The organism is Streptomyces sp. NPDC085524, from assembly GCF_044541755.1.
In the GTDB taxonomy this organism is placed as follows: domain Bacteria; phylum Actinomycetota; class Actinomycetes; order Streptomycetales; family Streptomycetaceae; genus Streptomyces.
On record NZ_JBITTH010000031.1, the window covers coordinates 58,652 to 83,032 of the forward strand.

Annotated in this window: 18 protein-coding genes and 1 pseudogene; 11 read left to right on the top strand and 8 right to left on the bottom strand. The window is 72.6% G+C overall.

The window, feature by feature from the left end; all coding sequences use genetic code 11:
• Positions 1–3 precede the first annotated feature (3 nt).
• The gene (locus tag ACIGFK_RS35140; RefSeq protein WP_376661811.1) at positions 4–801 is read right to left on the bottom strand and encodes a PspA/IM30 family protein; all 798 of its coding nucleotides are present in this window, start codon (positions 799–801) and stop codon (positions 4–6) included.
• Between the two features lie 255 nt (positions 802–1,056).
• On the opposite strand from ACIGFK_RS35140, the gene ACIGFK_RS35145 reads away from it, so the two are divergent.
• Both ACIGFK_RS35145 and ACIGFK_RS35150 read left to right on the top strand, forming a co-directional pair.
• The gene (locus ACIGFK_RS35145) at positions 1,057–1,656 is read left to right on the top strand and encodes a DUF3043 domain-containing protein (RefSeq protein WP_376661810.1); all 600 of its coding nucleotides are present in this window, start codon (positions 1,057–1,059) and stop codon (positions 1,654–1,656) included.
• Positions 1,657–1,730: 74 nt separating this feature from the next.
• The gene (locus ACIGFK_RS35150; RefSeq protein ID WP_376661809.1) at positions 1,731–2,441 is read left to right on the top strand and encodes a class I SAM-dependent methyltransferase; all 711 of its coding nucleotides are present in this window, start codon (positions 1,731–1,733) and stop codon (positions 2,439–2,441) included.
• A gap of 425 nt (positions 2,442–2,866) precedes the next feature.
• Here the strand turns inward: ACIGFK_RS35150 and ACIGFK_RS35155 are convergent, their stop codons facing one another.
• Both ACIGFK_RS35155 and ACIGFK_RS35160 read right to left on the bottom strand, forming a co-directional pair.
• Entirely contained in the window at positions 2,867–3,079 is a 213-nt protein-coding gene (locus tag ACIGFK_RS35155) for a hypothetical protein (protein WP_365168160.1), read from the bottom strand.
• Positions 3,080–3,164: 85 nt separating this feature from the next.
• Positions 3,165–4,388: pseudogene (locus ACIGFK_RS35160) on the bottom strand (RNA-guided endonuclease InsQ/TnpB family protein); the annotation flags it as partial.
• 188 nt (positions 4,389–4,576) lie between these two features.
• Between ACIGFK_RS35160 and ACIGFK_RS35165 the strand changes: the two are divergent.
• The 6 genes from ACIGFK_RS35165 to ACIGFK_RS35190 all read left to right on the top strand — a co-directional run bounded on the left by ACIGFK_RS35165 (position 4,577) and on the right by ACIGFK_RS35190 (position 11,785).
• Entirely contained in the window at positions 4,577–5,782 is a 1,206-nt protein-coding gene (locus ACIGFK_RS35165; protein WP_376659972.1) for a bifunctional adenosylcobinamide kinase/adenosylcobinamide-phosphate guanylyltransferase, read from the top strand.
• 2 nt (positions 5,783–5,784) lie between these two features.
• Complete coding sequence (locus tag ACIGFK_RS35170; protein ID WP_376659971.1) at positions 5,785–6,714, top strand: DMT family transporter; 930 nt, start codon at positions 5,785–5,787, stop codon at positions 6,712–6,714.
• A 32-nt stretch (positions 6,715–6,746) separates the two neighbouring features.
• Positions 6,747–7,811: a nicotinate-nucleotide--dimethylbenzimidazole phosphoribosyltransferase gene (cobT, locus tag ACIGFK_RS35175; protein WP_376659970.1), complete on the top strand. Its 1,065-nt coding sequence runs from the start codon at positions 6,747–6,749 to the stop codon at positions 7,809–7,811.
• A gap of 99 nt (positions 7,812–7,910) precedes the next feature.
• A complete protein-coding gene (locus ACIGFK_RS35180; RefSeq protein WP_376659969.1) occupies positions 7,911–9,794 on the top strand; it encodes a phosphatidylglycerol lysyltransferase domain-containing protein in 1,884 nt (627 codons plus the stop codon).
• A 107-nt stretch (positions 9,795–9,901) separates the two neighbouring features.
• Positions 9,902–10,492, top strand: a complete 591-nt coding sequence (locus ACIGFK_RS35185) for a hypothetical protein (protein ID WP_400055093.1) — start codon at positions 9,902–9,904, stop codon at positions 10,490–10,492.
• A gap of 129 nt (positions 10,493–10,621) precedes the next feature.
• Complete coding sequence (locus ACIGFK_RS35190; protein ID WP_376659973.1) at positions 10,622–11,785, top strand: sensor histidine kinase; 1,164 nt, start codon at positions 10,622–10,624, stop codon at positions 11,783–11,785.
• 320 nt (positions 11,786–12,105) lie between these two features.
• Here ACIGFK_RS35190 and ACIGFK_RS35195 read toward each other — a convergent pair whose 3' ends face one another.
• From ACIGFK_RS35195 to ACIGFK_RS35215, 5 genes are all read right to left on the bottom strand, one after another.
• Positions 12,106–12,921 (bottom strand): endo alpha-1,4 polygalactosaminidase, encoded by an 816-nt coding sequence (locus ACIGFK_RS35195; protein WP_386469809.1) that lies wholly within the window; start codon positions 12,919–12,921, stop codon positions 12,106–12,108.
• Positions 12,918–13,607 carry a spherulation-specific family 4 protein gene (locus ACIGFK_RS35200; protein WP_376659966.1) on the bottom strand — a complete coding sequence of 230 codons (690 nt, stop codon included), beginning with the start codon at positions 13,605–13,607 and terminating at the stop codon, positions 12,918–12,920. Before ACIGFK_RS35200 ends, ACIGFK_RS35195 begins: the two co-directional genes overlap by 4 nt.
• A complete protein-coding gene (locus tag ACIGFK_RS35205; RefSeq protein ID WP_400055096.1) occupies positions 13,604–15,196 on the bottom strand; it encodes a hypothetical protein in 1,593 nt (530 codons plus the stop codon). Before ACIGFK_RS35205 ends, ACIGFK_RS35200 begins: the two co-directional genes overlap by 4 nt.
• Positions 15,193–16,707, bottom strand: coding sequence for a GT4 family glycosyltransferase PelF (pelF, locus tag ACIGFK_RS35210; RefSeq protein WP_376659964.1), 1,515 nt, complete (start codon positions 16,705–16,707; stop codon positions 15,193–15,195). Before pelF ends, ACIGFK_RS35205 begins: the two co-directional genes overlap by 4 nt.
• 102 nt (positions 16,708–16,809) lie before the next feature.
• On the bottom strand, positions 16,810–18,837 hold the full coding sequence (locus ACIGFK_RS35215; RefSeq protein WP_386469799.1) for a hypothetical protein: 2,028 nt from the start codon (positions 18,835–18,837) through the stop codon (positions 16,810–16,812).
• A gap of 346 nt (positions 18,838–19,183) precedes the next feature.
• Here ACIGFK_RS35215 and ACIGFK_RS35220 point away from each other — a divergent pair, with 346 nt between their 5' ends.
• The 3 genes from ACIGFK_RS35220 (at position 19,184) to sucB (ending at position 24,260) form a co-directional block, all read left to right on the top strand.
• Entirely contained in the window at positions 19,184–20,713 is a 1,530-nt protein-coding gene (locus ACIGFK_RS35220; protein ID WP_400055098.1) for a leucyl aminopeptidase, read from the top strand.
• A gap of 320 nt (positions 20,714–21,033) precedes the next feature.
• Positions 21,034–22,422 carry a dihydrolipoyl dehydrogenase gene (gene lpdA, locus ACIGFK_RS35225; RefSeq protein WP_365168130.1) on the top strand — a complete coding sequence of 463 codons (1,389 nt, stop codon included), beginning with the start codon at positions 21,034–21,036 and terminating at the stop codon, positions 22,420–22,422.
• A gap of 53 nt (positions 22,423–22,475) precedes the next feature.
• Positions 22,476–24,260, top strand: a complete 1,785-nt coding sequence (gene sucB / locus ACIGFK_RS35230) for a 2-oxoglutarate dehydrogenase, E2 component, dihydrolipoamide succinyltransferase (protein ID WP_400055100.1) — start codon at positions 22,476–22,478, stop codon at positions 24,258–24,260.
• Positions 24,261–24,381 lie beyond the last annotated feature (121 nt).

Here is a 24,381-nt window from a genome sequence, read left to right on the forward strand (position 1 = left end):
GTCCTACTGCTTGTCGAACCGGTGCTGGGTCTGCGACTGCTGCTGGCCGGCGCCCGGGGCGCCGCCCTCGATGGCCTGCTGCTGCGCGGAAGGTCCGCCCGCCAGCTCCGCCTTCATCCGCTGGAGCTCCAGCTCGACGTCCGTACCGCCCGAGAGGCGGTCCAGCTCGGCCTGGATGTCGTCCTTCGACCCGAGCCCGCTCTGGTCGTCGAGCGCGCCCGAGGCGAGCAGCTCGTCGATCGCCCCGGCCCGGGCCTGGAGCTGGGCCGTCTTGTCCTCGGCACGCTGGATGGCCAGGCCGACGTCGCTCATCTCCTCGGAGATGCCGGAGAAGGACTCCGCGATCCGGGTCTGCGCCTGGGCCGCGGTGTAGGTGGCCTTGATGGTCTCCTTCTTCGTGCGGAAGGCGTCCACCTTGGCCTGCAGTCGCTGGGCGGCCAGCGTCAGCTTCTCCTCCTCGCCCTGCAGGGTCTGGTGCTGCACCTCCAGGTCGCTGACCTGCTGCTGGAGCGAGGCGCGACGGGACAGCGCCTCCCGGGCCAGGTCCTCGCGGCCCAGCGCCAGCGCCTTGCGGCCCTGGTCCTCCAGCTTGGCGGACTGCCCCTGCAGCTGGTTGAGCTGCAGCTCCAGGCGCTTGCGGGAGGTCGCCACGTCGGCGACTCCCCGGCGCACCTTCTGCAGCAGCTCCAGCTGCTTCTGGTACGAGTAGTCGAGGGTCTCGCGCGGGTCCTCGGCCCGGTCAAGGGCCTTGTTCGCCTTCGCGCGGAAGATCATCCCCATACGCTTCATGACACCGCTCATGGGCTTCGCGCGCCCCCTTCTAGACGGACTGTGCTCCAGGTCACCGACAAGACCCACAGTACGGGGCCTGTCTCCATTACCGCACTGTTCGAGTACGGATGCGCTCCTCCTCCAGGACGACTCCGCTCCCGCCGTGTCAGGCGTAAGGAGTAGGTGCGCCCCCGAGGAGCCTCGTACCCGGGAAGACGCCCGCCGTTGCCGGATCGTTCCCCGCCGGGGTGGGGCGCATGCGCTCGACAACGTAGGGTTGGGTTTGTGTTTGGTAGCCGCTCCTCCAAGGAAGAGAAGGCCGCCGCCACCGACAAGGTGAGCGCCGACCTCTCGCAGCCCCGTGACCCGCAGGCCCCGAAGGGCCGCCCTACGCCGAAGCGTGCTGTGGCCCAGTCGCAGCGCAAGGCCGTGGTGGCCTCGACCGGCAACCGCAAGGAGGATGCCAAGCGAGCCCGTGAGCGCCGCCGTGTGGAGATGGCCAAGCAGCGCGAGGCGCTGGCCAGCGGCGACGAGCGTTACCTGCCCGCGCGTGACAAGGGCCCCGTCCGCCGGTACGTCCGCGACTTCGTGGACTCCCGCTTCTCGGTCGCCGAGATGTTCCTGCCCCTGGCGGTGGTCATCCTGGTCCTGAGCATGATCCGGCAGCCGCAGATCCAGAACATCGCGCTGCTGCTGTGGCTCGGCGTGATCGCCCTGATCATCGTCGACTCCATCGGCCTGGTGTTCCGCCTGCGCAAGGCCCTGAACCAGCGCTTCCCGGACGAGCCCCGCCGCGGCGCCGTCGCGTACGGCCTCATGCGCACCCTCCAGATGCGCCGGCTGCGCCTGCCGAAGCCGCAGGTCAAGCGCGGGGAACGGCCCTGAGCGGATTTTCCGAGGGCGCCCGGCTCTGGCTGGAGGGCCTGGGTGGACTGCGTAATGCCGTCCGCCAGGAACTCGTGGGCCGGCAGGTCGACGAGCAGATCTCGCAGCGCTTCCCGGTAGGGCAGCGGCTGCGCGTCCTCGACGTGGGCATGGGCCAGGGCACGCAGGCGCTGCGGCTGGCCCGTGCCGGACACAAGGTGACGGGTCTGGAGAAGGACCCCGGCATGCTCGCCGTGGCCCGTGCGGCGCTGGCCGCCGAACCGGCCGGGATCCAGGACCGGGTCCTCCTCATGGAGGGCGACGGCCGCGAGACCGGCGCGCACTTCATGCCGGGCAGCTTCGACGTGGTGCTGTGCCACGGGGTGCTGATGTACGTGCCCGAGCCGGACGCCATGCTCGCCGGGCTGGCCCGCATGCTCGCCCCCGGCGGCCTCCTCTCCCTGCTGGTCCGCAACGGCGACGCGCTCGCCATGCGGCCGGGGCTGGACGCCGACTGGAAGGGCGCGCTGGCCGCCTTCGACACCACCGACTACACGAACCGGCTCGGCCTGGACGTACGCGCCGACCGCCTGGGCGACCTGACGGCCACCCTCTCCGGGATCGGAGCGCCGCTGCACTCCTGGTACGGGGTGCGCGTGTTCACCGACGGGACGGAGGCGGGCGAGTCCCTGCCGGCCGACGAGGAGCTGGAGCGCCTCCTGACCGCCGAGGACCGCGCGGGCCGCACCGACCCGTACCGGGCGGTGGCGGCGCTGCTGCACTTGTGCGGGGTCCGCGGCCAGTAGCCTCCCGGCGGGCCGCAGTTCCTCACCCACCGCCCCGCCACCGGCACGCCCCCGCCGGGTCGGGTGGCCCCGAGGCCCACGCCGTCGCGCCGCCGGGGTCGGGTGTGTGGCGGGGTGCCCCCGCAGGGCGTCGAACGCAACCACCCCGCGCCGGCCGACCCCGTGGAAACGTTCGACGGCCGAGGAGGTGCCCCGGCGCGCGCCCGGCCCCGGCGGCCCCTGTGCGTGCGGGCCGCTGCGCGGGGCCGTTCCCCCACCCCGCCCCTTCCCGAAACCGGGCGCTGCCCGGACCCTCCCCCAGCTACCGCTGGGGGAGGGTCCGGGCAGAGCCCGTAGGGGGTGCGGGGCGCGGAGCCCCGGCAGGGGAGCCGGGCCGAGCCCCGGCGGGGTGCCGCACGGGGCCCGGCGAGCGTCCCCGCAGGGGGCTACGCGTCCAGGGCCTCCCGCAGGGACATCGCGTAGATCTCCACCCCGCCGTCGTCCGACAGCCGCACCCGCTCCGCGCCGCCCTCCAGCAGGTCCTTCCAGACCTCACCGATCCAGGACTCCGCGTCCCCCTGCGTGGTGAACTCCTCCGGTACCACCGCCGGGGCCGTCTCCGTGCCGTCGGCCTTCTCGAACCGCCACGTCCACGCCATGTCCGCCTCCGTTTGCTCGTCCGCTGCTCGCACGCTGCTCGCCGCCTCGTTGAGTCTGCCCGCAGATTGACGTGCTCCCCGCCTGGAGGGCGGGGACTCCTGCCACGGTCGTCCGACCGTCTCGGTGGCTTCCTGCTTCACCGCGCTGTGCCGGGACTTTCGTCCTGGTCTTACCGGCGCTCCACGAGGCGTTTAGCCTGTCCGCCCGTCCGGCGGCCAGGGTGTTCACAGCGGCGTTGTGGTCACGGTCGTGGACGATCCCACACTCCTGACACGTCCGCTCCCGGACGTGCAGGGGCTTGGGACCGTCCTTCACCCCGCACGCGGAGCAGACCTGAGTGGTCGGCTCGAAGCGTCCGATCCTGCCGAAGTACCGGCCGTACTTGGCCGCCTTGTACTCCAGCATGTTCACGAACGCCGACCATCCGGCATCGTGTACGGACTTGGCGAGCAGGGTTCGTCCCGGACCGGACACCGCGAGGTCTTCCACATACACCGCTTGGCTGTCGCGGATGATGCGTGTGGATTCCTTGTGGTGCCAGTCCCTGCGCCGATCGGCCACCCTGGCATGCTGCCGGGCCACCTTGATCCGGGCCTTGGCCCGGTTGTTGCTGTCCTTGGTCTTGCGGGACAGGTCCCGCTGCAACCGCTTGAGCTTCTTCTCCGCCCGCCGCAGGAAGCGCGGAGCGGCGATCTTCCGCCCGTCGGAGAGGACCGCGAAGACGGACAGGCCGAGGTCGATGCCGACCTCCGTGTCCGTCTCGGGCAGGAACTCCGGGTCGGTATCGACCACGAAGGAGGCAAAGTAGCGGCCGGAGGAGTCCTTGATCACGGTCAGGGATGTCGGTGCAGCCGGGAGCGGCCGGGACCACTTCACCTTGAGATCGCCGACCTTGGCCACGTACACCGCGCCATTGGTCTGGAGGGAGAAGGCGTTGGTGTTGAGCCGGATGGACTGGCGGGTGTCCTTCTTCGACTTGTAGCGGGGAGGAGCGACCTTCGGCCCCTGGCGTCTGCCCTTGATGGAGTCGAAGAAGTTCTTGTAGGCGGTGTCCAGGTCCCTCAGGGCCTGTTGTAGCGCCACGGCTGACACATCGGCCAGCCAGGCACGCTCCTCGGTCTGCTTGGCCTGCGTGATGCGCAGCCGGGAAAGATCGGCCGATTTCACATACGGAAGCCCAGCCGCGTGCGCTTCCTTACGGTCACGCAGACAGTCATTCCACACCACACGGACGCACCCGAACGCCTGGGCCAGCGCACGACGCTGGAGGGCGTCCGGGTAAACCCGGTACTGATATCGAAGCTGCACGTCTTGATCGTACTGAGACCGGCCTCATGGACGCACATAAACGAGTTTTGTCGCGGCAGGCGCCGGCAATGCACGTTCCACTGAGCAGCCACAGGATGCGCCCGTGCCCGAGCTGAGGGCCGGGGCTTCCCCCAGACGTCTCGGCAGCCGGGCGCGCACCCCTCACCGCGACGCGGGAGGATCATCCTGTGGAACTCACTCTGCTCGGCACCGGCACACCCCAGGGGCTGCCCCGCCCCGGCTGTCCCTGCGCGACGTGCGCGTTGTCCATCGGTACCCGCTCCCGGGCCGCGACGGCCGTGCTCGTCGACGGGGCGCTGCTGCTCGACCTGACCCCCGGGGCGGTGCTGGCCGGCGCCCGGGCCGGGCACTCGCTGGCCGGCGTACGGCAGGTCCTGCTGACCCACCCGCACGACGGGCCCGCCGTGGAGCTGCCGCCCGGCCTGCCCGCCGCCGGGCGGGTCCCGGACGGTCGGGAGCTGTCGGTGATCTCGGGGCACCGGGTGCGGGCGGTGCCGATGGACGCGCCGGGCACCGGTTACGAGGTGACGGGCCCGGACGGCGGCCGGCTGCTGTACCTGCCTCCGGGCGGGGCCCCGGCCGGGACGAACGGGGACACGGACCGGCGGCCGTACGACATGGTGCTCGCGGACGTGCTGGGCCGCCCCGAGGCCCTGGCCCGGCTGCGGGCGACCGGTGCGATCGGCCCGGCCACGGAGGTGATCGCCGTCCACGTGGACCACGACACCCCGCCGGGCCGGGAGCTGGAGCGCAGGTGCGCGGCCGCCGGGGCGCGGGCCGTGCGCGACGGGACCACCGTCATCGTCGGCGAGTACCACGCGCCGACGGACCTGCCGCGCCGGACCCTGGTGCTGGGCGGGGCCCGCTCGGGCAAGTCGCTGGAGGCGGAGCGGCGGCTGGAGTCCTTCCCCGAGGTGGTCTACGTGGCCACCGGCGGCACCCGGGACGGGGACGCGGAGTGGGCCCAGCGGGTCGGCCTGCACCGGGAGCGCCGGCCGGGGAGCTGGCGGACGCTGGAGACGTGCGAGCTGGCGCCGCTGCTGGCGGAGCCGGGTCCGCCGCTGCTGATCGACTGCCTGGCGCTGTGGCTCACGGACGCGATGGACCGGGCCGGGGCGTGGGACGACGCGGTCTGGGCCGCGACCGGGCAGAAGGACCTCCGCGAGCGGATCGCGGAGCTGGTTGCGGCGGTGCGCGCGAGCCGCCGCCGCGTGGTGCTGGTCAGCAACGAGGTGGGCGGGGGCGTCGTCCCGGCGACCGCTTCGGGGCGTCGCTTCCGCGACGAGCTGGGCCGGCTGAACGCCGCCGTGGCGGGCGAGTGCGAACACGTGCTCCTCGTCGTCGCCGGGCAGGTGACCGTACTCAAGGAATAGCCGTGGCCGAGTCGAGGAACACCGGGGAGCGGGCCGGGCTCGCCGCCTTCGCCGCGTGCTGCGTGCTGGGCGGCGGCAACGCCGTCGGGGTCCGGTTCAGCAACCGCGAGCTGGATCCGCTGTGGGGCGCCGCGGTGCGCTTCGGCGCGGCGGCCGCGGTGCTGCTGGCGGTGATGGCCGTCATGCGGCTGCCCATGCCCCGCGGGCGGGCGCTGGCCGGGTCGGTGCTGTACGGGGTGCTCAACTTCGGGGTGACCTTCGCGCTGGCGTACTACGCGCTCGTACGGGTCCATGCCGGGCTGGGGCAGACCCTGCTGGCCCTGGTTCCGCTGGCCGCGCTGCTGCTGGCGGTGGCGCAGCGTCAGGAGCCTTTCCGGTGGACCGCGCTGGCGGGCACACTCGTCGCGGCCGCCGGGGTGGGGCTCGCGTCGAGGGCGCCGCTCGAGGGCGGGGTGCCGGTGCTGTCCCTGCTGGCGATGCTGGGCGCCGTCCTGTGCTTCGCCCAGGCGACCGTGCTCGTGCAGCGGCTGCCGCCCGTCCATCCGGTGACGATGAACGCGGTCGGGATGGGCTCCGGGGCGGTGCTCCTGCTCGCCGGCTCGTTCGCCGTCGGGGACGTCTGGCGGCTGCCGGAGCGGGCGGCGACCTGGTGGGCGCTCGCGTACATGGTGGTGGCGGGGTCGGTGCTGACGTTCGTCCTCTACCTGGTGGTGGTGCACCACTGGGGTGCCTCGCGCGCGGCCTACGTGTTCGTCGTCATCCCGGTGGTGACGATCGTGCTCTCCGCGTGGCTGGACGACGAGGAGTTGACGGCGGGTCTGCTGCTGGGAGCCCCGCTGGTGCTGCTCGGCGTGCATCTCGGCGCGCTGCGTCCGGGCAGGCGGCGGGGCGGTCGGACGGACGGGCGGCGGGGTGGGCGGGACACCCCCTGAGGGTGAGCCTCACCGGCTGTACTCTCTGGCAGATGAGCACGCTGAATCTCGACGACTTCTCCGATCTGATCGAGCGTCCCGACGGGGGCGTCCGGCGTGATGCCGAGGAACGGCGTGAGCGCCTCGCCGTGCCGCCCGGCGCACTGGGCCGGCTCGACGAGCTCGCCGAGTGGCTCGCCGCCGCGCAGGGGCAGGTGCCGGTCAAGCCGGTCGAGCGCCCGCGCGTGGTGCTGTTCGCCGCCGACCACGGGATCGCCTCGGCGGGCGTCTCCGCCCGCGCCGCGGGCACCGCCCACGAACTGGTGCGGGACGTGCTCGACGGGGCCGGCCCCGTATCCGTCCTGGCCCGCCGGCTCGGGGCGGGCGTGCGCGTCGTCGACGCGGGGCTCGACTGCGACCCGGAGCTGCTGCCCGAGGACGTGGTCCGCCACCGGGTGCGGCGCGGCAGCGGCCGGATCGACGTGGAGGACGCGCTGACGGCCGAGGAGGCCGAGGCCGCGCTGCTGCTCGGGGTGCGGATCGCCGACGAGGAGGCCGACTCCGGTACGGATCTGGTCGTGCTCGGGGACCTCAGCGTCGGCGGGACCACCGTCGCCGCCGTCCTCGTCGCCGCGCTGTGCGGCACGGACGCCTCCGTGGTCACCGGCCGCGGCGGGATGCCCATCGACGACCTGGCCTGGATGCGCAAGTGCGCGGCGATCCGCGACGCGCTGCGCCGGGCCCGCCCGGTCCTCGGCGACCAGGTCGCGCTGCTGGCCGCGGTCGGCGGCGCCGACGTGGCCGCCATCACCGGTTTCCTGCTCCAGTGCGCGGTGCGCCGTACCCCGGTCATCCTTGACGGGGTCGTCTCGGCCGCCTGCGGTCTGGTGGCGCAGCGGGCCGCGTTCCGGGCGCCGGACTGGTGGCTGGCCGGTCAGGCGAGCGGCGAACCGGGCCAGGCGAAGGCCCTGGACCGGATGGCGCTCAACCCTCTGCTCGACCACGGCGTCACAGTGGGCGAAGGCACCGGGGCACTGCTGGCTCTCCCCCTCGTCCAGGCGGCAGCCGCTCTCGCGGCGGAGCTCCCTGAGCGGAAGACGGCCGAGTCGGCGCAGTGAGGCGCCGGGGCTCGCGGTCCTGACCAGGCCGTGCCCCCGGAACCGCCCAGTTATGGACGGTAACGCCCCATATGATCACTTTTTATGGGAGAGGTCCGTTTGACCAGCGCAGAGACCGACCGTGGCGCCGCACCGGCGAACGTTCCGTCATCCGGCAGGAAAGAGTCCGGCGGCGACCCCGCCGGAAAGTCGGCGGGGGCCGGCCGGGAAACCGGCAAGGGGGACAGGGGAGGCGACAGGGGGACCGCGAGGGGGGACACCCGCTCACGACGCGGGGCCGCCTTCGCGATCTGGTACCTGCGTACGGTTGCCTTCGTCAACTTCCTGAGCGCGGTGTGGGTTTCCCTCGGGCAGGACCTGCGGAACCACAACGCCGAGGACTTCTACACCCCGTACATGCTCACCGCGGGCTTCGCCTCCGGGCTCTTCACCCTGATGCTGGCCGTCACCCTCGGCCGCCGCAAACGCGCCTCCTGGATCCTCAACCTCGCCGTCAGCGGCCTGCTGGCGCTGCTGCTCGCGCACGGCCTGTTCCGCTACGAGGAGATCCGCGAGCACACCCAGAACTGGATCTCGCTCGGGGTGACGGCGGCCTTCGTCGCCGCCCTGCTGCTGGGGCGCCGCGAGTTCTACGCCACGGGCGACCGCTCCAACCCCGCGCTCGCCAGCGCCGTCGCCGCCATCGGCCTGCTGGTCACCTCGCTCGTCGCCGCCCTGCTCGTCGGCGCGACCAACACCGCCGAGCACAGCGCCGACGCCACCTTCCGGGACCGCTGGCAGTACGGCGTGATGCGGCTGATCACCCTGGAGCCGCAGGCCAAGATCGCGCACGAGATCAGCACGCCGGCCTGGGTCGACGTCGCCATCAACGTGATGTCGATGCTGCTGCTGGTCGCCGTGCTGTTCGCCGCCTTCCGCTCGCGCCGCGCCGTCGACCCGATCACCGAGGAGGACGAGGAGCGGCTGCGGGCGCTGCTCGCCCGGCAGGGCGACCGGGACTCCCTCGGCTACTTCGCGCTGCGCCGCGAGAAGTCCGTGATCTGGTCCCCCACCGGCAAGGCCGCCGTCACCTACCGCGTCGTCGGCGGGGTCTCGCTGGCCTCCGGCGACCCCATCGGCGACCCCGAGGCCTGGCCCGGCGCCATCGAACCGTGGCTGGCCGAGGCCCGCGAGCACGGCTGGGTGCCGGCCGTGATGGGCGCGAGCGAGGAGGCCGGGCAGATCTACGCCCGGCACGGCCTGGACGCGCTGGAGCTCGGCGACGAGGCCATCGTGGAGACCGGCGAGTTCACCCTGGAGGGCCGCGCCATGCGCACCGTCCGCCAGGCGTACAACCGCGTCAAGCGGGCCGGGTACACCGTCCGCATCCGCCGCCACGCCGACATCCCCGCCGAGGAGATGGACGAGCTGCTGCGGCGCGCCGACGACTGGCGCGACGGGGCGACCGAGCGCGGCTTCTCCATGGCACTGGGCCGGCTGGGCGACCCCGCCGACGGGCAGTGCGTGATGCTGGAGTGCACCGACGGCGACGGCGAACTGCGTGCCGTGCTGTCCTTCGTGCCGTGGGGGCCCAAGGGCCTGTCGCTGGACCTGATGCGCCGCGACCGGGACTCCGAGAACGGGCTGATGGAGTTCATGGTCATCGAACTCCTCGAACGCTCCAAGGAGATCGGCGTCAGCCAGGTCTCACTGAACTTCGCGATGTTCCGGTCCGTCTTCGAGCGCGGCTCCAAGCTCGGCGCCGGTCCGGTGCTGCGGATGTGGCGCTCGCTGCTGAGCTTCTTCTCCCGCTGGTGGCAGATCGAGTCCCTCTACCGGGCCAACGCCAAATACCGGCCGATCTGGGAACCGCGGTTCATGCTCTTCGAGAAGAGTTCGGACCTGCTGCGGATCGGCATCGCGGCGGGACGGGCCGAGGGCTTCCTGGAGGCCCCCGGCCTCCCGAAGTGGCTGCACCGCAGACACCTGGAGACCCGCCGTTGACAGCGCGGACCACATCCCCACTCCGGCAGTTCGCCGGCCGTGAGTGGGGGCCCCTGCTCGGGACCGTCCGGGACGCGCTCGTCCGCGACAAGTGGCGAGCGATCCCGATGACGATCGGAGCGGTCTGTCTGACCTCCGCGTTCCAGATCGTGCAGAACACCTCCTGGGGCTTCCAGCCCGTCCAGAACCTCGGCTCCGTCAAAGCCGTCGACCCGCTGTGGCTGGCGCTGCTGCGGACCCCCCTGTCGCTGTTCGTCCCCGCCCTGGACCTGCCGGTGTGGGGGGCGCTCGCGCAGATCCTGATCGTCTTCGGGATCTCGGAGATCTGCATCGGCTGGTGGCGGACGCTGGTGATCGGTTACGTGGCCACGCTCGCCGGGACCACGTACGCGCGGATCGGGCTCTCGCTCGGCCCGGACCACCCCTTCGGACTGCCCGTGTCCGACCGGATCGTCAACGACACCGGGCCCTCGGCGGCGGTGGTGGGGCTCGCCATCTACGTCTGCTGGCGCTACCGGGCGTACGTGACCGGGGCCCTGGTGATCCTCGTGATGATCGGCGAGATCCTGGTCAAGGACAACCTGGCGGGCAAGGAACACCTGGCGGCCATCGCCGCGGTCATGGCCGTGTGCGTGGTCCGCGCGAAGTGGGGCCCGGCCCGCTCCCGCATGCCGCTGGGCGTGCGACCGCCTCCCTAGGGTCCGGGGCCGGTGGGGCCGGGACCGGGGAGGCGGGCCCGGCTCCGCGGGGTCCGGCCGACGTACGACGACGTACCGTGTCTACCCGTGACGACACACCTCGGGCCCTTCGCGTCCTCCCGGAAGTGGATGCGGGCCCATCCGCTCGCCACCGATGCCGTGCTGGCCTTCGGGGCGTTCGTCGCCATGGTCGTCGGGTCCTTCGCCGATCCCCACGGCCCGCACGGCCAGCCCACCTTCGGGACGCGCACCCCCGAGCCGTTCTCCCTGCTGCTGATGCTGCTCGGCGCGGTCGCCCTGGTGTTCCGGCGGCGGCAGCCGCGCGAGGTGCTCGCCGTCACCTGCGGGCTCTCGCTGCTGGAGCTGACCACCGGGGAGCCGCGGGCGCCCGTCGCGATGTGCGCGGTGATCGCCCTGTACACGGTGGCCGCGCTCACCGACCGCCCCACGACCTGGAAGGTCGGGCTGCTCACCATGGCGGGGCTGACGGGCGTGGCCATGCTCGCCGGACCGCTGCCCTGGTACGCGCAGGAGAACATCGGCATCTTCGCCTGGACCGGCATGGCCGCGGCCGCCGGCGACGCGGTCCGCAGCCGGCGGGCCTTCGTCGACGCCATACGGGAACGGGCCGAGCGGGCCGAGCGGACCCGTGAGGAGGAGGCCCGGCGGCGGGTCGCGGAGGAGCGGCTGCGGATCGCGCGGGACCTGCACGACGTGGTCGCGCACCACATCGCGCTGGTCAACGTGCAGGCCGGGGTGGCCGCGCACGTCATGGACAAGCGGCCGGACCAGGCGAAGGAGGCGCTCGCGCACGTACGGGACGCCAGTCGATCCGCGCTGAACGAGCTGCGGGCCACGGTGGGGCTGCTGCGGCAGTCCGGCGACCCGGAGGCGCCGACGGAGCCGGCACCGGGGCTGGCCGTCCTCGACGAACTCGCGGACACCTTCCGGCACGCGGGGCTTCCGGTACGGGTGATGGTCGAGCTGGGGCGGGAGCCGCTGGCAGCGGCCGTGGACCTGGCGGCGTACCGGGTCATCCAGGAGGCCCTGACGAACGTCCGCAAGCACGCGGGGCCGGGGGTGAAGGCGGAGGTCAGCGTCGTCCGGGTGGGCCCGTCGGTGGAGGTGACCGTCCTCGACGACGGCGGCGACGCGCCCACCGAGCCGGCCTCGCCCGGCGGTGGCCATGGCCTGCTCGGCATGCGGGAGCGGGCCACCGCCCTGGGCGGGTCCTGCTTCGCGGGCCCCCGCTTCGGCGGCGGCTACCGCGTCCACGCCGTCCTCCCGGCCTGAGCCCGCCCCGCGGAGTCGGGTGTGCGGTGGGGTGCCCCCGCAGGGCGCCGAACGCACCGCCGCCGTACTCTCCGACCCCTTGAACCGTTCGGCGCCCGAGGAGGTACCCCGGCGCGCGCCCGGCCCCGGCGGCCCCTGCCCACTCGGCCCGCGGGGGTGGGGCCGCTGCGCGCAGCCGTCCCTTACCCGCCCTTCCGCCGTTCCCCGGGCGCTGCCCGGACCCGCGCCTCAATCGCCGGCTGGGCTCAAAGACCCGGGGCTCCGCCCCGGACCCCGCGCCTCGAACGCCGACGAGGCTGGAATATCCAGCCCCGCCGGGGTCAACAGGTGCGGCGCCACGCGTCCAGGTCCAGGTGCTTCTGCATGGAGCTCAGCTTCAGTTCGCGCGAGCGCTCGCAGAAGCGGGCCGGCGGGAGTTCGTACTCCGCGTGGAACACCGCCTTCCCCGCTTCCACGAAGGGGGTCAGCCGCTCGCACTCCGAGTACTCCGCGCACTGCTCGTTCACCGCGAAGTCGAACTCCCCCACCAGCTGCGGGATCTGGTCCAGGTCGTTCTTCAGGCCCACCGCCATCCCCCGGTCGTGCGCCAGCTTCGCGATCAGCCGGTTGTACCGGAGCTGGTCGTCCGCCGTGAGCGGGAAGCCCGTCGTGTTGCGGTAGCCGTCCATGTTGTCCGGCTCGACCGCGTCGAAGCCCTTCTCCCGGCACATGTCGAACCGCTTCGCGATCAGCGGTTCCAGCTCCGCGGCCCGGCGGATGTCCAGCCAGCGCTCGCCCTCCCAGCCGTTCCCCCGGCCCAGCATCGACTTGGGGAACTGCTCCGCGTCCGGGCGGAAGTCCTCCCAGGCCCCGGTCGAGAGGTAGCAGATCGTCCTGCGGCCCGCCCGCTTCAGCGTGGCGACCTGCTCCTTCGTCGTGTCGAAGCCGTCCACGTCGTACACCGGCGCCTTCACCGAGGTGTCGAGCTTCCCGGAGAGCTGCCACTGCCAGCCGGTCCCCGGGCGGGGCTGCCACCGCTCCCCCGGGGCCGTCGACGGGGCCGGGGCCGGGGCCGCGTCCTCCTCGTCCGGGGACGCCGTGCAGGCCGCCGTCAGGAGCAGGAGGGAGGCCAGCAGGGCGGTGCGCAGGGCTTTCATGCCGTCGTCTCCAGTGCGTACGGGAGGGTCCCCCAGGGGTGCGGGCCCGTGCCCGGGACCGCGCAGTGCACCCCGGCCCCGCGCTGGGCCGCGAGTTCGGCGGCGGGTGCCCCCGGCGGGACGGCGTAGACGAGGTGGCAGAACCGCCCGGCGGGGTGGTCGGCGGTCCACGCCGGGGCGTCGGTGGCGTCCCGGTAGGCGTCCCAGGGGCCCTCGAAGGTGACCAGCAGGTCGGCGAGTTCGGCGTAGCCGGGGTGCGGGTGGACGCCGTGGTTCAGGACGAGCGTACGGGCCCCCGCCGCCCGGGCCGCGACGGAGAGCCGGCCGTAGTGCGCCAGCTGTTCCGGGCCGGCACAGACCTGGTCGAGGAAGGCCCCGTCGGTGGCGTACCAGTCGCGGTGGCGCAGTAGTTCCTGCACCACGGCGGCGTGCGGGCGCCGTCCGTAGTCGGTGTCGACGTACCCGAGTACGGGCACGCCCGCCTCGCGCAGCCGCCCGGCGACGAGCGCGAACCGCTCGTCGGGGGCCTCGCCCGGTCCGCTGTCGGGGTTGAGCACCACCGAGTGCAGCAGGCCCGCGCAGCGGACGAGCCGCTCCCAGTCCTCGGGCCGGTCGGCGGGGTGCTCGTACAGGGGCACCAGCAGCATGGGGTCCTTCTCCTCGGTCATCTCCTTCTCCCTGGTCATCGGTGCGCCGTCGCCCGGCCCAGCAGCAGGCAGACCAGCGCTGCCAGCACGACCGCCGCCGTCCCGGCCACCACCAGCTGTACGAGCCGGGGCTGGCCCACCCCGGCCAGCAGGGCGAGGCTCTGGGCGACGGCGGCCGAGGCGCAGACCACGGCGGCGGGCCGGACCGCACCGAAGGACTGCAGGAGCAGCCCCGTCCACATCACGGCGCCGAGCAGCAGCAGGGTGGCCGCGCGGAGTCCGGTGAGCGCGGGCGCACCGGGCCAGAGCAGGGTTCCGGCCAGCCCGAGGGCGAGCAGCACCGTCAGGTAGGCGGCGAGGCAGCCGGCCAGGGTGGTCAGCATCCGCTGCCGGAACGCGTCGGCGGAGCGGGCGGCCCGCAGCCCGGCCAGGCTGCCGCTGCGGAAGCGGTACAGCAGCCATTCGGCGGGGCCCATGCTGAGGGTGAGCGCCACCGCGGAGGGCGCGGCCACCGCCTCGGCGGGCCCGCCGGCGAGCACCTCGCCCAGGGCGGCGTACAGCACGAGCAGCCCGGTGCCGAGGCCGAAGACCCCGTAGGGGACGGAGTCCCCGAGCCGGGGCCCGCGGGGGCCTGACTCCTCCTCGGCGCCCCGGAGCATCTGCCAGCGCACCGGTCCCGCGCCGGGCCTGCGCCGCGACCGGCCCCGGACCCGGCGGGCGCCGGCCCGTACGCCTTCCGCGAGCGGGAGTTCCCGTACGGCCAGGGTGCACGCGGCCAGCAGCGACACCACGAGCAGGGTCACGCGGACGGGCACGGGCAGGTCGACGAGGAGGGCGAGCACCGCCCCGGCCGCCATCGGGCCGAGCGCGGCGAGCAGGACCCGCTCCCGGCCGAGGACGAGCAGGACGGTGGCGGCCCCGACGTAGAGGGCCTGTCCTGCGGCGAACGCGTACGAGAACGGCGGCCCGCCGGGCACGGCGAGTGCGGCGGCGCTGCCGAGCAGGGACCCGGCGGGGGCGCCGACGAGCAGGGTCCGCCCGGCGGCGGCCCGGTCACCGAGGCCGAGCCAGGAGTAGGCGCGGTGGGACAGGGTCTGGTCCCACACCCAGCCGATGAGCGCCCCGGCGAGCAGGGTCAGCGTCCCGGCGGGCAGCCCGAGGCGGTCCTGCGGGCCTTCGAGGAGGGGCGCGCCGAGGACGTAGGCGAGCCCGGGCAGGGCGAAGATCACCCCGCGGAGCAGGCAGGCGGTGAGGGAGGCCTTCCAGGGGTCGGGGGTGCTCTCGGGCTCCGGGAAGGAGCGGGGCACCCGGGCGTAGAGCTCCTCGGCGAGGGCGAAGGAGTCGTGCCGGCCGTAGGTGAGCCGGATGTGCTCGTCGGTCATGCCGTCGGATTCGAGGACGGCGGCGATCTCGTCGGGGTGCACGGCGGCGGCGACGATCCCGTCGAGGCGGGCGGCGAGTTCGTCCATCGGGTCGGCTGCGGCGGGGCCTTCGCCCCGGGGTCGCGGGACGGCGGGCAGCGTGTCCGCGGCGGCCGCGCCGGAGACGATCAGGCGGCGGCCGGAGGGCCCGGCGGGGCGGCCGGCCCCGCCGGGGCCGGGTGGCTTCAGCCAGAGGGATCCGCTCACCACAGGCTCCCGTCGGCGGCGAGTTCGCGGTACCAGGGGTCCGCGAGGCGCTGGGTCCAGGTGTCGCCCGGTTCGACGGGCAGGACGGGCTGGCCGGCGAGTTCCCGGTAGATGTGCCGGAAGCCGTCCACGGACTGGTGGAGGGTGAACTTGTCCACCACCCGCTTGCGGGACATCCGGCCGAGCTCCGAGCGGCGTTCGTCGTCGCGGAGCAGGGCGAGGGTGGCGCGGGCCATGGTCTCGGGCTCGCGGGGCGGGACGACGAGGCCGGTGTCCCCGACCGCCTCGCGGACTCCGCCGACGTCGGTGGAGACGGTGGTGCGGCCGCAGGACATGGCCTCGATGATGCTGAAGGGGAAGCCCTCGCTGATGGAGGAGAGCATGACGACGGAGCCGGCGGCGTAGGCGTCGGCGACCTTGTCGATGCGGCCCTCGAAGGTGATCCCGTCGGCGACGCCGAGTTCGGCGGCGAGCTTCTCCAGGCGGAGCCGGTACTCCTCGCAGCCGGCCGGGACGGGGCCGAAGAGCCGCAGCCGCAGGGCGGGGAGTTCCTCGCGCATGAAGGCGTAGGCGCGGACGAGGGTTTCGAGGTCCTTGATCGGGTCGATGCGGCCGCACCAGCTGAGGGTGGGCACGTCCGGTTCGGCTCCTGCCTCGGGGAAGAGGTGCGGGTCGACGCCGTTGTAGACGGTGCGGATGCGGTCCGCGTCGGCGCCTCCGCGCTCCTCCCAGCGGCGGTTGTACTGGTTGCAGGGGGTGATCAGGTCGGCCTGCCGGTAGCCCTCGGTGTTGAGTTCGCGGTAGAAGCCGAGCATGAGGGACTTCACGGGCCAGCGCTGTTCGGCGCTGCGGTAGCCGAGGTAGCGCTCGCGCAGGTAGATGCCGTGCTCGGTGAGGAGGAAGGGCACCTTGTCGAGGTGTTTGGCGGCGAGTGCCGGGAGGGTGGCGAGGCCGCTGCTGACGGCGTGCGCGACGCTGTCGGGCGGGATCCGCACGGCGAGCGGCCGCAGTGCGTGCTCCAGCAGGTCGGTGGCGGTGAGCGCGTCGTGGATGGTGGGCCGGGCGTCGGCCGTGGTCAGGGCCGGGCGGGTCCACACGTCCATCAGGAGGCGCAGGACGGATTCGGAGCGCAGGGCGGGGGCGAGTTTGCCGGCCCGGGCGAGGAGGGCCAGTTCGCGCAGCGCCTCGGAGAATCCGCCGTGGGAAGGGTCGAGCAGCGACAGCAGGAAGGTTTCGTAGACCTCGGTGAAGCGGCGGTGCGCCTTGCCCCGCAGAGCCGTACGGCGGCCGCGCCCGGGTGGAGGGCCCCAGAGCGGGACCGCGGTGTGCCGGTAGACGTTGCGCGGCAGTTCCCACGTGACCGGCTCCCGGCCGGAGCCGGTCAGGGCTATGACGTTGAAGTCGACCTCGGGCATTCCTCGTACCAGTTGGTCGCACCAGGTGCTGACGCCCCCGTGGACGTGCGGGTAGGTGCCTTCGGTGAGCATGGTGACATGACGCCCATGGCTCATGCGGTGTGTCCCCCCAGGACGGAAAAGGGGCCGGCGCCCGTGGGTTCGCGGAGCGCCGGCGCTCTTGGTACTCGTTACGGCTTGCGGTCGTGCGGGCCGTGGTCAGCTGGGCAGTCGGAGGGTGATGCTGCTCTGGAGCAGCTCCGGTCCGGCCCAGGTGGAGCGGCTGCCCGCGTAGGCGGTGCCGAAGTCCGCGGTGCCGAGGAGCAGTTGCTTCTTGGTGCCGTTGGGGGCGGTGACCGGGGCGAGGACCCCGGCGGGCGCCTTGACGGTGACGGCGGTGCCGATGCGGTAGGCCGTGACCTTGCCCTCGGCGAGCGCGTTGTCCCAGGCCGCGCGGCGGCTGAGCTCGACGCCGGTGTCCTTCATGCTCTGGTTGACGATCGGCGCGCTGGGCGCGTAGAGCGCGCGGTAGGTGTCGAGGACCTGGTTCAGCACCGGGTACAGGGTGCGGTCCTCGGCGAGGTTGGACTGGTGGACGTAGTGGGGGCGCGGGTCGTTGGCCAGTACGTGGCGCAGGGCGGTCCGGGCCTCCTGGGGGACGATGTAGTCCAGGTAGCCGGTGTTGACGTCGAGGGGCGCCGGCAGGCACGTGGAGGTCGCCGGGTTGTCCTCGCAGATGCCGCTGCCGCCGGAGGCGCGGCTGCCGTAGATCCAGTTGTACTCGTCGGCCATCTCCGCGTTGGTGCCCGTGTTGTAGTACACGTTCATCGGGTGGCGGGGCACGGTCAGGGCCGCGCCGACCGCCCGCTGCGCGGGTTCGCGGGAGTTGTCGCTGCCCGCCCACTTGATGCCGTTGTCGGCGAAGGCGCCCGCCAGGTTGGGGTTGTCCTGGGGCTGCTGCGGGGCGGTCTTCAGGCCGGAGTGCTCGCCGGTGACGATCTCGGTCCGGTCGGTGGTGATGCCCTTGGCCGCGGCCCAGTTGTTGTTGTCGCGGATCTGGGCGGAGATCTCGGCGCGGCTCATGTACTTGATGGCGCCGGTGGCGTCCTTGACGCAGGTCCAGGGCGAGGTGGTGGTGTCCTGGACGCAGCCGAGGAACGGGTGCGTGTACGTGTGGTTCATCCAGCGGTACTTGGCCCGGTCGGCGACGAGCTGGGCCGTGAGGGCGTCGGTGCCGCCGTTCTCGGCCTTCCACTCCTCGCCCGCTCCCGCGTTGAAGAGCATGTCGAGCTTGAAGTTCTTGGACGTCTGCCACTGCGCCGCGTAGACGGCGTCCGCGGCGGTCATCCGGATGGTGCTCTCCTTGCCCTCGCCGCCCGCGCAGGCGTAGTCGCCGGGCGTGCAGTTGAGGTCCTTGCTCCAGCGGGCGTCCGGGGCGAAGACGTCGTCGACGTGGACCGCGAAGTAGTTGCGGCTCTGGCCGAGGTGGACGCCCTGGGTGAGCCAGTCGACGATGCCGCGGGCCAGCAGCCGGAACTGCTGCTGGTACTGGTTGTAGCCGAACGTGACGACCAGTTCGCTGCGGCCGTCGTGGGCGTACTCGCCGACGAGCGAGGCCCGGCCGGAGCCGACCGGGGCGTCGAGGTAACTGGTGTAGCCGGGGCGGGGCTTGCCCATGAAGCCGTAGCTCTCGGGGACGAGCGCCGAGTTGTCCTCGAAGGTGACCTGGCCGCCCAGGTAGCCGAAGGGACCCGCCTTGCCGGCGGCGGTGACCGCGGCCTGGGTGCCGTCGAGCTGGCCGCTGTAGCCGCCGTTGTCGGTGTACTCGAGGCCTACGCCGGGGTGGGCCCAGGTGTAGGCGTCGACCTGGCGGATCCCGTACGCCGTCTCGTACGCGCCGAGCGCCGCCATCTCGGCCGAGCCCTCGCCGAAGGGGTTCTCGTTCGGCAGGACCACGCCCTGGTACTTCGCGCGCGGCCGGCCGTCGACGGTGTCGCTGAGGAACGCCGCGTCGATGACAGGCCGGCCCGGGGCGCCCAGCTGGACGCGGGTGTACGGGACCCCGGTGTCGCGGAGCTCCGCGGTGATGGCCTCGACCGAGCTGCCGCCGTCGTCGACGACGAGCACCTTCAGGTCGATGCGCGGGGCCGTGACCGCCTGGGCGGTCGCGGCGGGTACTGCCACGGACACCAGCGCCGCGGCGGCCATGACGGCGGCGGCCCTGTTCATCCGGTTCTTATTGACCATTTCGGCCTTTCCCCCCGCAGGCATCCCTCGACAGCGGCCCGAGGCGGATGGCCGGGCCGGGGAGGCACTGTGGAAATCATGCAAAGGGACCCCACGTCCCCTTGCGAGAGTGGACCGAGTCTCTCGGACCTCGTCAGGCCTACGGGGCAAACCTGGAGCAGAGTCCACAGATGGGTGAACCTGACGACCCGATGATCGAACAACTTGCCAAACCTTCGAGTGGCGTACGGATGAGTCCCTGCGCGTAGGCTCATTTCTGGCGGCCGTCGGGCCCGCTTACGATCGCTGCGGATGGCCGTCCACCCCTTCGGCCCACACATACAAACGGAAGCGAGACTTCACCACCGTGACTGCTCTGACTCTCAGCACTGCCGGCGCTACGACGCTGCGCGCCGACGCCCTCGTGGTCGGCGTGGCGAAGGGCCCGAAGGGCCCGGTCGTGGCCGCCGGAGCCGAGGCCGTGGACAAGGCGTACGACGGAAAGCTCGCCGATGTGCTGGGCGCGCTCGGCGCCACCGGTGCCGAAGGCGAGACCACCAAGCTGCCGGCGCCTGCGGGCCTCAAGGCCCCGGTCGTGCTGGCGGTCGGGCTGGGCTCCGTCCCCGAGAAGGACGAGTCGTTCGACGAGGAGGTGCTGCGCCGCGCCGCCGGCGCCGCCGCCCGCGCGCTGCACGGCAGCAAGAAGGCCGCCTTCGCGCTCCCTCTCGACGACGCCTCGGCGGTCACCGCGGTGGCCGAGGGCGCGCTGCTGGGCGCGTACGCGTTCACCGCCTACCAGGGCGGCGAGAAGAAGGCCGCCAAGAACGGCGGCCCGAAGCTGCCGCTGGCCGAGGTCGCCCTGCTGGGCGCCAAGCCGCGCGACAAGGAGCACAAGGCCGCCGTCGAGCGCGCCACGGTCGTCGCGACCGAGGTCAACGTGGCCCGTGACCTGGTCAACACCCCGCCGAACGACCTCACCCCGGAGGCCTTCGCCGCCGTCGCGACCGCGACCGCGAAGGAGAACGGCATCAAGGTCCAGGTGCTCGACGAGAAGGCGCTGATCAAGGGCGGCTACGGCGGCATCATGGGCGTCGGCAAGGGCTCCGAGAACCCGCCGCGCCTGGTGAAGCTCTCCTACACGCACCCCAAGGCGGAGAAGAGCCTGGCCTTCGTCGGCAAGGGCATCACCTACGACTCGGGCGGCATCTCCCTGAAGCCGGCCGGCCACAACGAGACGATGAAGTGCGACATGGCCGGCGCCGCCGCCGTCTTCGCCTCCGTCGTCGCGGCCGCGAAGCTGGGCCTGCGGGTCAACGTCACCGGCTGGCTCGCGCTCGCCGAGAACATGCCGTCGGGCTCGGCCACCAAGCCGGGCGACGTGCTGCGCATGTACAGCGGCAAGACGGTCGAGGTCCTCAACACGGACGCCGAGGGCCGCCTGGTCCTGGGCGACGCGCTGACCAAGGCCTCCGAGGAGAACCCGGACGCGATCGTCGACGTCGCCACCCTGACCGGCGCCATGGTGCTCGCCCTCGGCGACCGCACCTTCGGGATCATGGCGAACGACGACGCCTTCCGCACCTCGATCCACGAGATCGCGGAGGAGGTCGGCGAGTCCTCGTGGCCGATGCCGCTCCCCGCCGAGCTGCGCAAGACCATGGACTCCCCCACCGCCGACATCGCGAACATGGGTGTCCGCATGGGCGGCGGCCTGATCGCCGGCCTCTTCCTCCAGGAGTTCGTCGGCGAGGGCATCACCTGGGCCCACCTCGACATCGCCGGTCCCGCCTTCCACGAGGGCGCACCGCACGGCTACACCCCCAAGGGCGGCACCGGCTCGGCCGTCCGCACCCTGGTGCGGCTGGCGGAGCGCACCGCCACGGGCGACCTGGGCTGAAGCGGCCCCCGTCGCACCTGATGTGAAGGCGTCCGTGTGACGCACAGCACCCCGGGCCTTGATCGAACACCGGTCAGGGCCCGGGGTGTGTTCACTCACAACGAAATCCGTAGGTTTCTACGCAGCGGTAACCCTCACTTCGGACAGAACGACCTGCCACATGCCGGGCCCGGCGTCCCGCGTTCCCCCGACAAATGCGAAGATGGGTTCTCGGCAGGACAGGGCCCCCACCACAGGGCCGAAGAAACAAGCGGCCGTATACCAGCCGCCGCCCGGTCACAGAGGACCGGTGCCCGGCGCACATGCATGGAGGACGTGACGTGGCGAACGACGCCAGCACCGTTTTCGACCTAGTGATCCTCGGCGGTGGCAGTGGCGGTTACGCCGCGGCGCTGCGCGCATCCCAGCTGGGTCTGGACGTTGCCCTGATCGAGAAGAACAAGCTCGGCGGCACCTGCCTGCACAACGGCTGCATCCCCACGAAGGCTCTGCTGCACGCGGGCGAGATCGCGGACCAGGCGCGCGAAGGCGCCCAGTTCGGCGTGAAGACCACCTTCGAGGGCATCGACATCGCGGGTGTCCACAAGTACAAGGACGAGATCATCGCGGGCCTGTACAAGGGCCTGCAGGGTCTTGTGGCCTCCCGCAAGGTGACCTACATCGAGGGTGAGGGCCGCCTCTCCTCCCCGACTTCCGTCGACGTGAACGGCCAGCGCATCCAGGGCCGCCACGTCCTGCTGGCGACCGGCTCCGTGCCGAAGTCGCTGCCGGGCCTGGAGATCGACGGCAACCGCATCATCTCCTCCGACCACGCGCTGGTCCTGGACCGCGTCCCCGAGTCGGCGATCGTGCTGGGCGGCGGCGTCATCGGCGTCGAGTTCGCCTCGGCGTGGAAGTCGTTCGGTTCCGACGTCACCGTCATCGAGGGCCTCAAGCACCTCGTGCCGGTCGAGGACGAGAACAGCTCGAAGCTGCTGGAGCGCGCGTTCCGCAAGCGCGGCATCAAGTTCAACCTCGGCACCTTCTTCGACAAGGCCGAGTACACCGAGAACGGCGTGCGCGTCACGCTGGCCGACGGCAAGACCTTCGAGGCCGAGGTGCTGCTGGTCGCCGTCGGCCGCGGTCCGGTCTCCCAGGGCCTGGGCTACGAGGAGCAGGGCGTCGCGATGGACCGCGGCTACGTCCTGGTCGACGAGTACATGCAGACCAACGTGCCGACCATCTCGGCCGTCGGTGACCTCGTCCCGACCCTCCAGCTCGCGCACGTCGGCTTCGCCGAGGGCATCCTGGTCGCGGAGCGTCTGGCCGGCCTGAAGGCCGTCCCGATCGACTACGACGGTGTCCCGCGCGTCACCTACTGCCACCCCGAGGTCGCTTCCGTCGGCATCACCGAGGCCAAGGCCAAGGAGATCTACGGCGCGGACAAGGTCGTGGCGCTGAAGTACAACCTTGCGGGCAACGGCAAGAGCAAGATCCTGAAGACCTCGGGCGAGATCAAGCTCGTCCAGGTCAAGGACGGTGCCGTGGTCGGCGTCCACATGGTCGGTGACCGGATGGGCGAGCAGGTCGGCGAGGCCCAGCTGATCTACAACTGGGAAGCCCTGCCGGCCGAGGTCGCGCAGCTCATCCACGCGCACCCGACCCAGAACGAGGCCATGGGCGAGGCCCACCTCGCGCTGGCCGGCAAGCCGCTGCACGCACACGACTAATCGTCACGGGCGCGACGACCACTTCCGCACTTTCGTAAGGAGCAACAGAAACCATGTCGGTTTCCGTAACCCTTCCGGCGCTCGGCGAGAGCGTCACTGAGGGAACTGTCACCCGCTGGCTGAAGGCCGAGGGCGAGCGCGTCGAGGCCGACGAGCCGCTGCTCGAGGTCTCGACCGACAAGGTCGACACCGAGATCCCGTCCCCCGTGTCCGGCATCCTGGCGTCCATCAAGGTCGCCGAGGACGAGACCGTCGAGGTCGGCGCCGAGCTGGCCGTCATCGACGACGGCTCCGGCGCCCCGGCCGCCGCTGCGGCTCCGGCCGCCGAGCCGGCCGCTGCCACTCCGGCTGCTCCGGCTCCGGTCGTGGAGGCCCCCGCGGCCCCCGCCCCGGCCGCCGAGGCCGCCCCGGCCGCTGCAACTGCCGGGGGCCATGCCGCGTCGGGCACCGACGTCGTGCTGCCCGCGCTGGGCGAGTCCGTCACCGAGGGCACCGTCACCCGCTGGCTGAAGCAGGTCGGCGAGTCCGTCGAGGCCGACGAGCCGCTGCTCGAGGTCTCCACGGACAAGGTCGACACCGAGATCCCCGCGCCGGTCGCCGGCACCCTGCTGGAGATCCTGGTCGGCGAGGACGAGACCGCCGAGGTCGGCGCCCGTCTGGCCGTCATCGGCGTCGCGGGCGCTGCTCCGGCTGCCGCCCCGGCCGCCGCCGCCCCGGCTCCGGTCGCCGCCCCGGCCCCCGTGGCCGCTCCGGCCCCGGTCCAGGCCGCCCCGGCCGCCGCCGCTCCGGCCCCGGCCGCTCCGGCCCCGGCCGCTCCGGTCGCTCCGGCCCCCGTGGCCGCTCCGGCCCCGGTCGCCGCTCCGGCTCCCGTCGCCCCTGCCGCTCCCGCCGCCCCGGTTTCCGCCGGTGACGAGGGCGCGTACGTGACCCCGCTGGTGCGCAAGCTCGCCTCGGAGTCCGGCGTCAACCTGTCCACGGTCTCGGGCACCGGTGTCGGTGGCCGTATCCGCAAGCAGGACGTCCTGGCCGCCGCCGAGGCCGCCAAGGCCGCCGCTGCCGCCCCGGCTCCGGCTGCCGCTGTGACTGCCGCGAAGGCTCCGGCCGCCGCGGTCTCCGAGCTGCGCGGTCAGACCGTCAAGATGACCCGCATGCGCAAGGTCATCGGCGACAACATGATGAAGGCCCTGCACTCGCAGGCGCAGCTCAGCTCCGTGGTCGAGGTGGACATCACCAAGATCATGAAGCTGCGCGAGAAGGCCAAGGCCGGCTTCCTCGCCCGCGAGGGCGTCAAGCTGTCCCCGATGCCGTTCTTCGTCAAGGCCGCCGCCCAGGCGCTGAAGGCCCACGCGGTCGTCAACGCCCGGATCAACGACGACGAGGGCACCATCACCTACTTCGCCTCGGAGAACATCGGCATCGCCGTGGACTCCGAGAAGGGCCTGATGACCCCGGTCATCAAGGGTGCCGGTGACCTCAACCTGGCGGGCATCTCCAAGGCGACCGCCGACCTGGCCGCCAAGGTCCGCGGCAACAAGATCACCCCGGACGAGCTGTCCGGCGCGACCTTCACCATCAGCAACACCGGCTCGCGCGGTGCGCTGTTCGACACGGTGATCGTCCCGCCGAACCAGGTCGCGATCCTGGGCATCGGTGCCACGGTCAAGCGCCCGGTGGTCATCGAGACCGAAGAGGGCACCGTCATCGGCGTCCGCGACATGACGTACCTGACCCTGTCCTACGACCACCGCCTGGTGGACGGCGCGGACGCGGCCCGGTACCTCTCGGCCGTCAAGGCCATCCTGGAGGCCGGCGAGTTCGAGGTCGAGCTCGGCCTGTAAGGGCTCACCGCTCCAGCAGCTGTCGCGTACGGCGCCCCCGCCCGGGAACTCCCGGGCGGGGGCGCCGTCGTCGTACCCTGGGCGCTCAGGGGGTGTCCGGCGGATCATGGCCGGGCCCGGG

What these genes read in the sequence shown, in the direction of transcription:
- ACIGFK_RS35195 (WP_386469809.1), bottom strand. Translation starts at nt 12,921, where the DNA reads ATGAAAGCCCTGCGCACCGCCCTGCTGGCCTCCCTCCTGCTCCTGACG.
- ACIGFK_RS35185 (WP_400055093.1), top strand. Translation starts at nt 9,902, where the DNA reads ATGACGATCGGAGCGGTCTGTCTGACCTCCGCGTTCCAGATCGTGCAG.
- ACIGFK_RS35200 (WP_376659966.1), bottom strand. Translation starts at nt 13,607, where the DNA reads ATGACCAGGGAGAAGGAGATGACCGAGGAGAAGGACCCCATGCTGCTG.
- sucB (WP_400055100.1), top strand. Translation starts at nt 22,476, where the DNA reads ATGTCGGTTTCCGTAACCCTTCCGGCGCTCGGCGAGAGCGTCACTGAG.
- ACIGFK_RS35155 (WP_365168160.1), bottom strand. Translation starts at nt 3,079, where the DNA reads ATGGCGTGGACGTGGCGGTTCGAGAAGGCCGACGGCACGGAGACGGCC.
- ACIGFK_RS35140 (WP_376661811.1), bottom strand. Translation starts at nt 801, where the DNA reads ATGAGCGGTGTCATGAAGCGTATGGGGATGATCTTCCGCGCGAAGGCG.
- ACIGFK_RS35190 (WP_376659973.1), top strand. Translation starts at nt 10,622, where the DNA reads ATGCGGGCCCATCCGCTCGCCACCGATGCCGTGCTGGCCTTCGGGGCG.
- ACIGFK_RS35215 (WP_386469799.1), bottom strand. Translation starts at nt 18,837, where the DNA reads ATGGTCAATAAGAACCGGATGAACAGGGCCGCCGCCGTCATGGCCGCC.
- pelF (WP_376659964.1), bottom strand. Translation starts at nt 16,707, where the DNA reads ATGAGCCATGGGCGTCATGTCACCATGCTCACCGAAGGCACCTACCCG.
- cobT (WP_376659970.1), top strand. Translation starts at nt 6,747, where the DNA reads ATGAGCACGCTGAATCTCGACGACTTCTCCGATCTGATCGAGCGTCCC.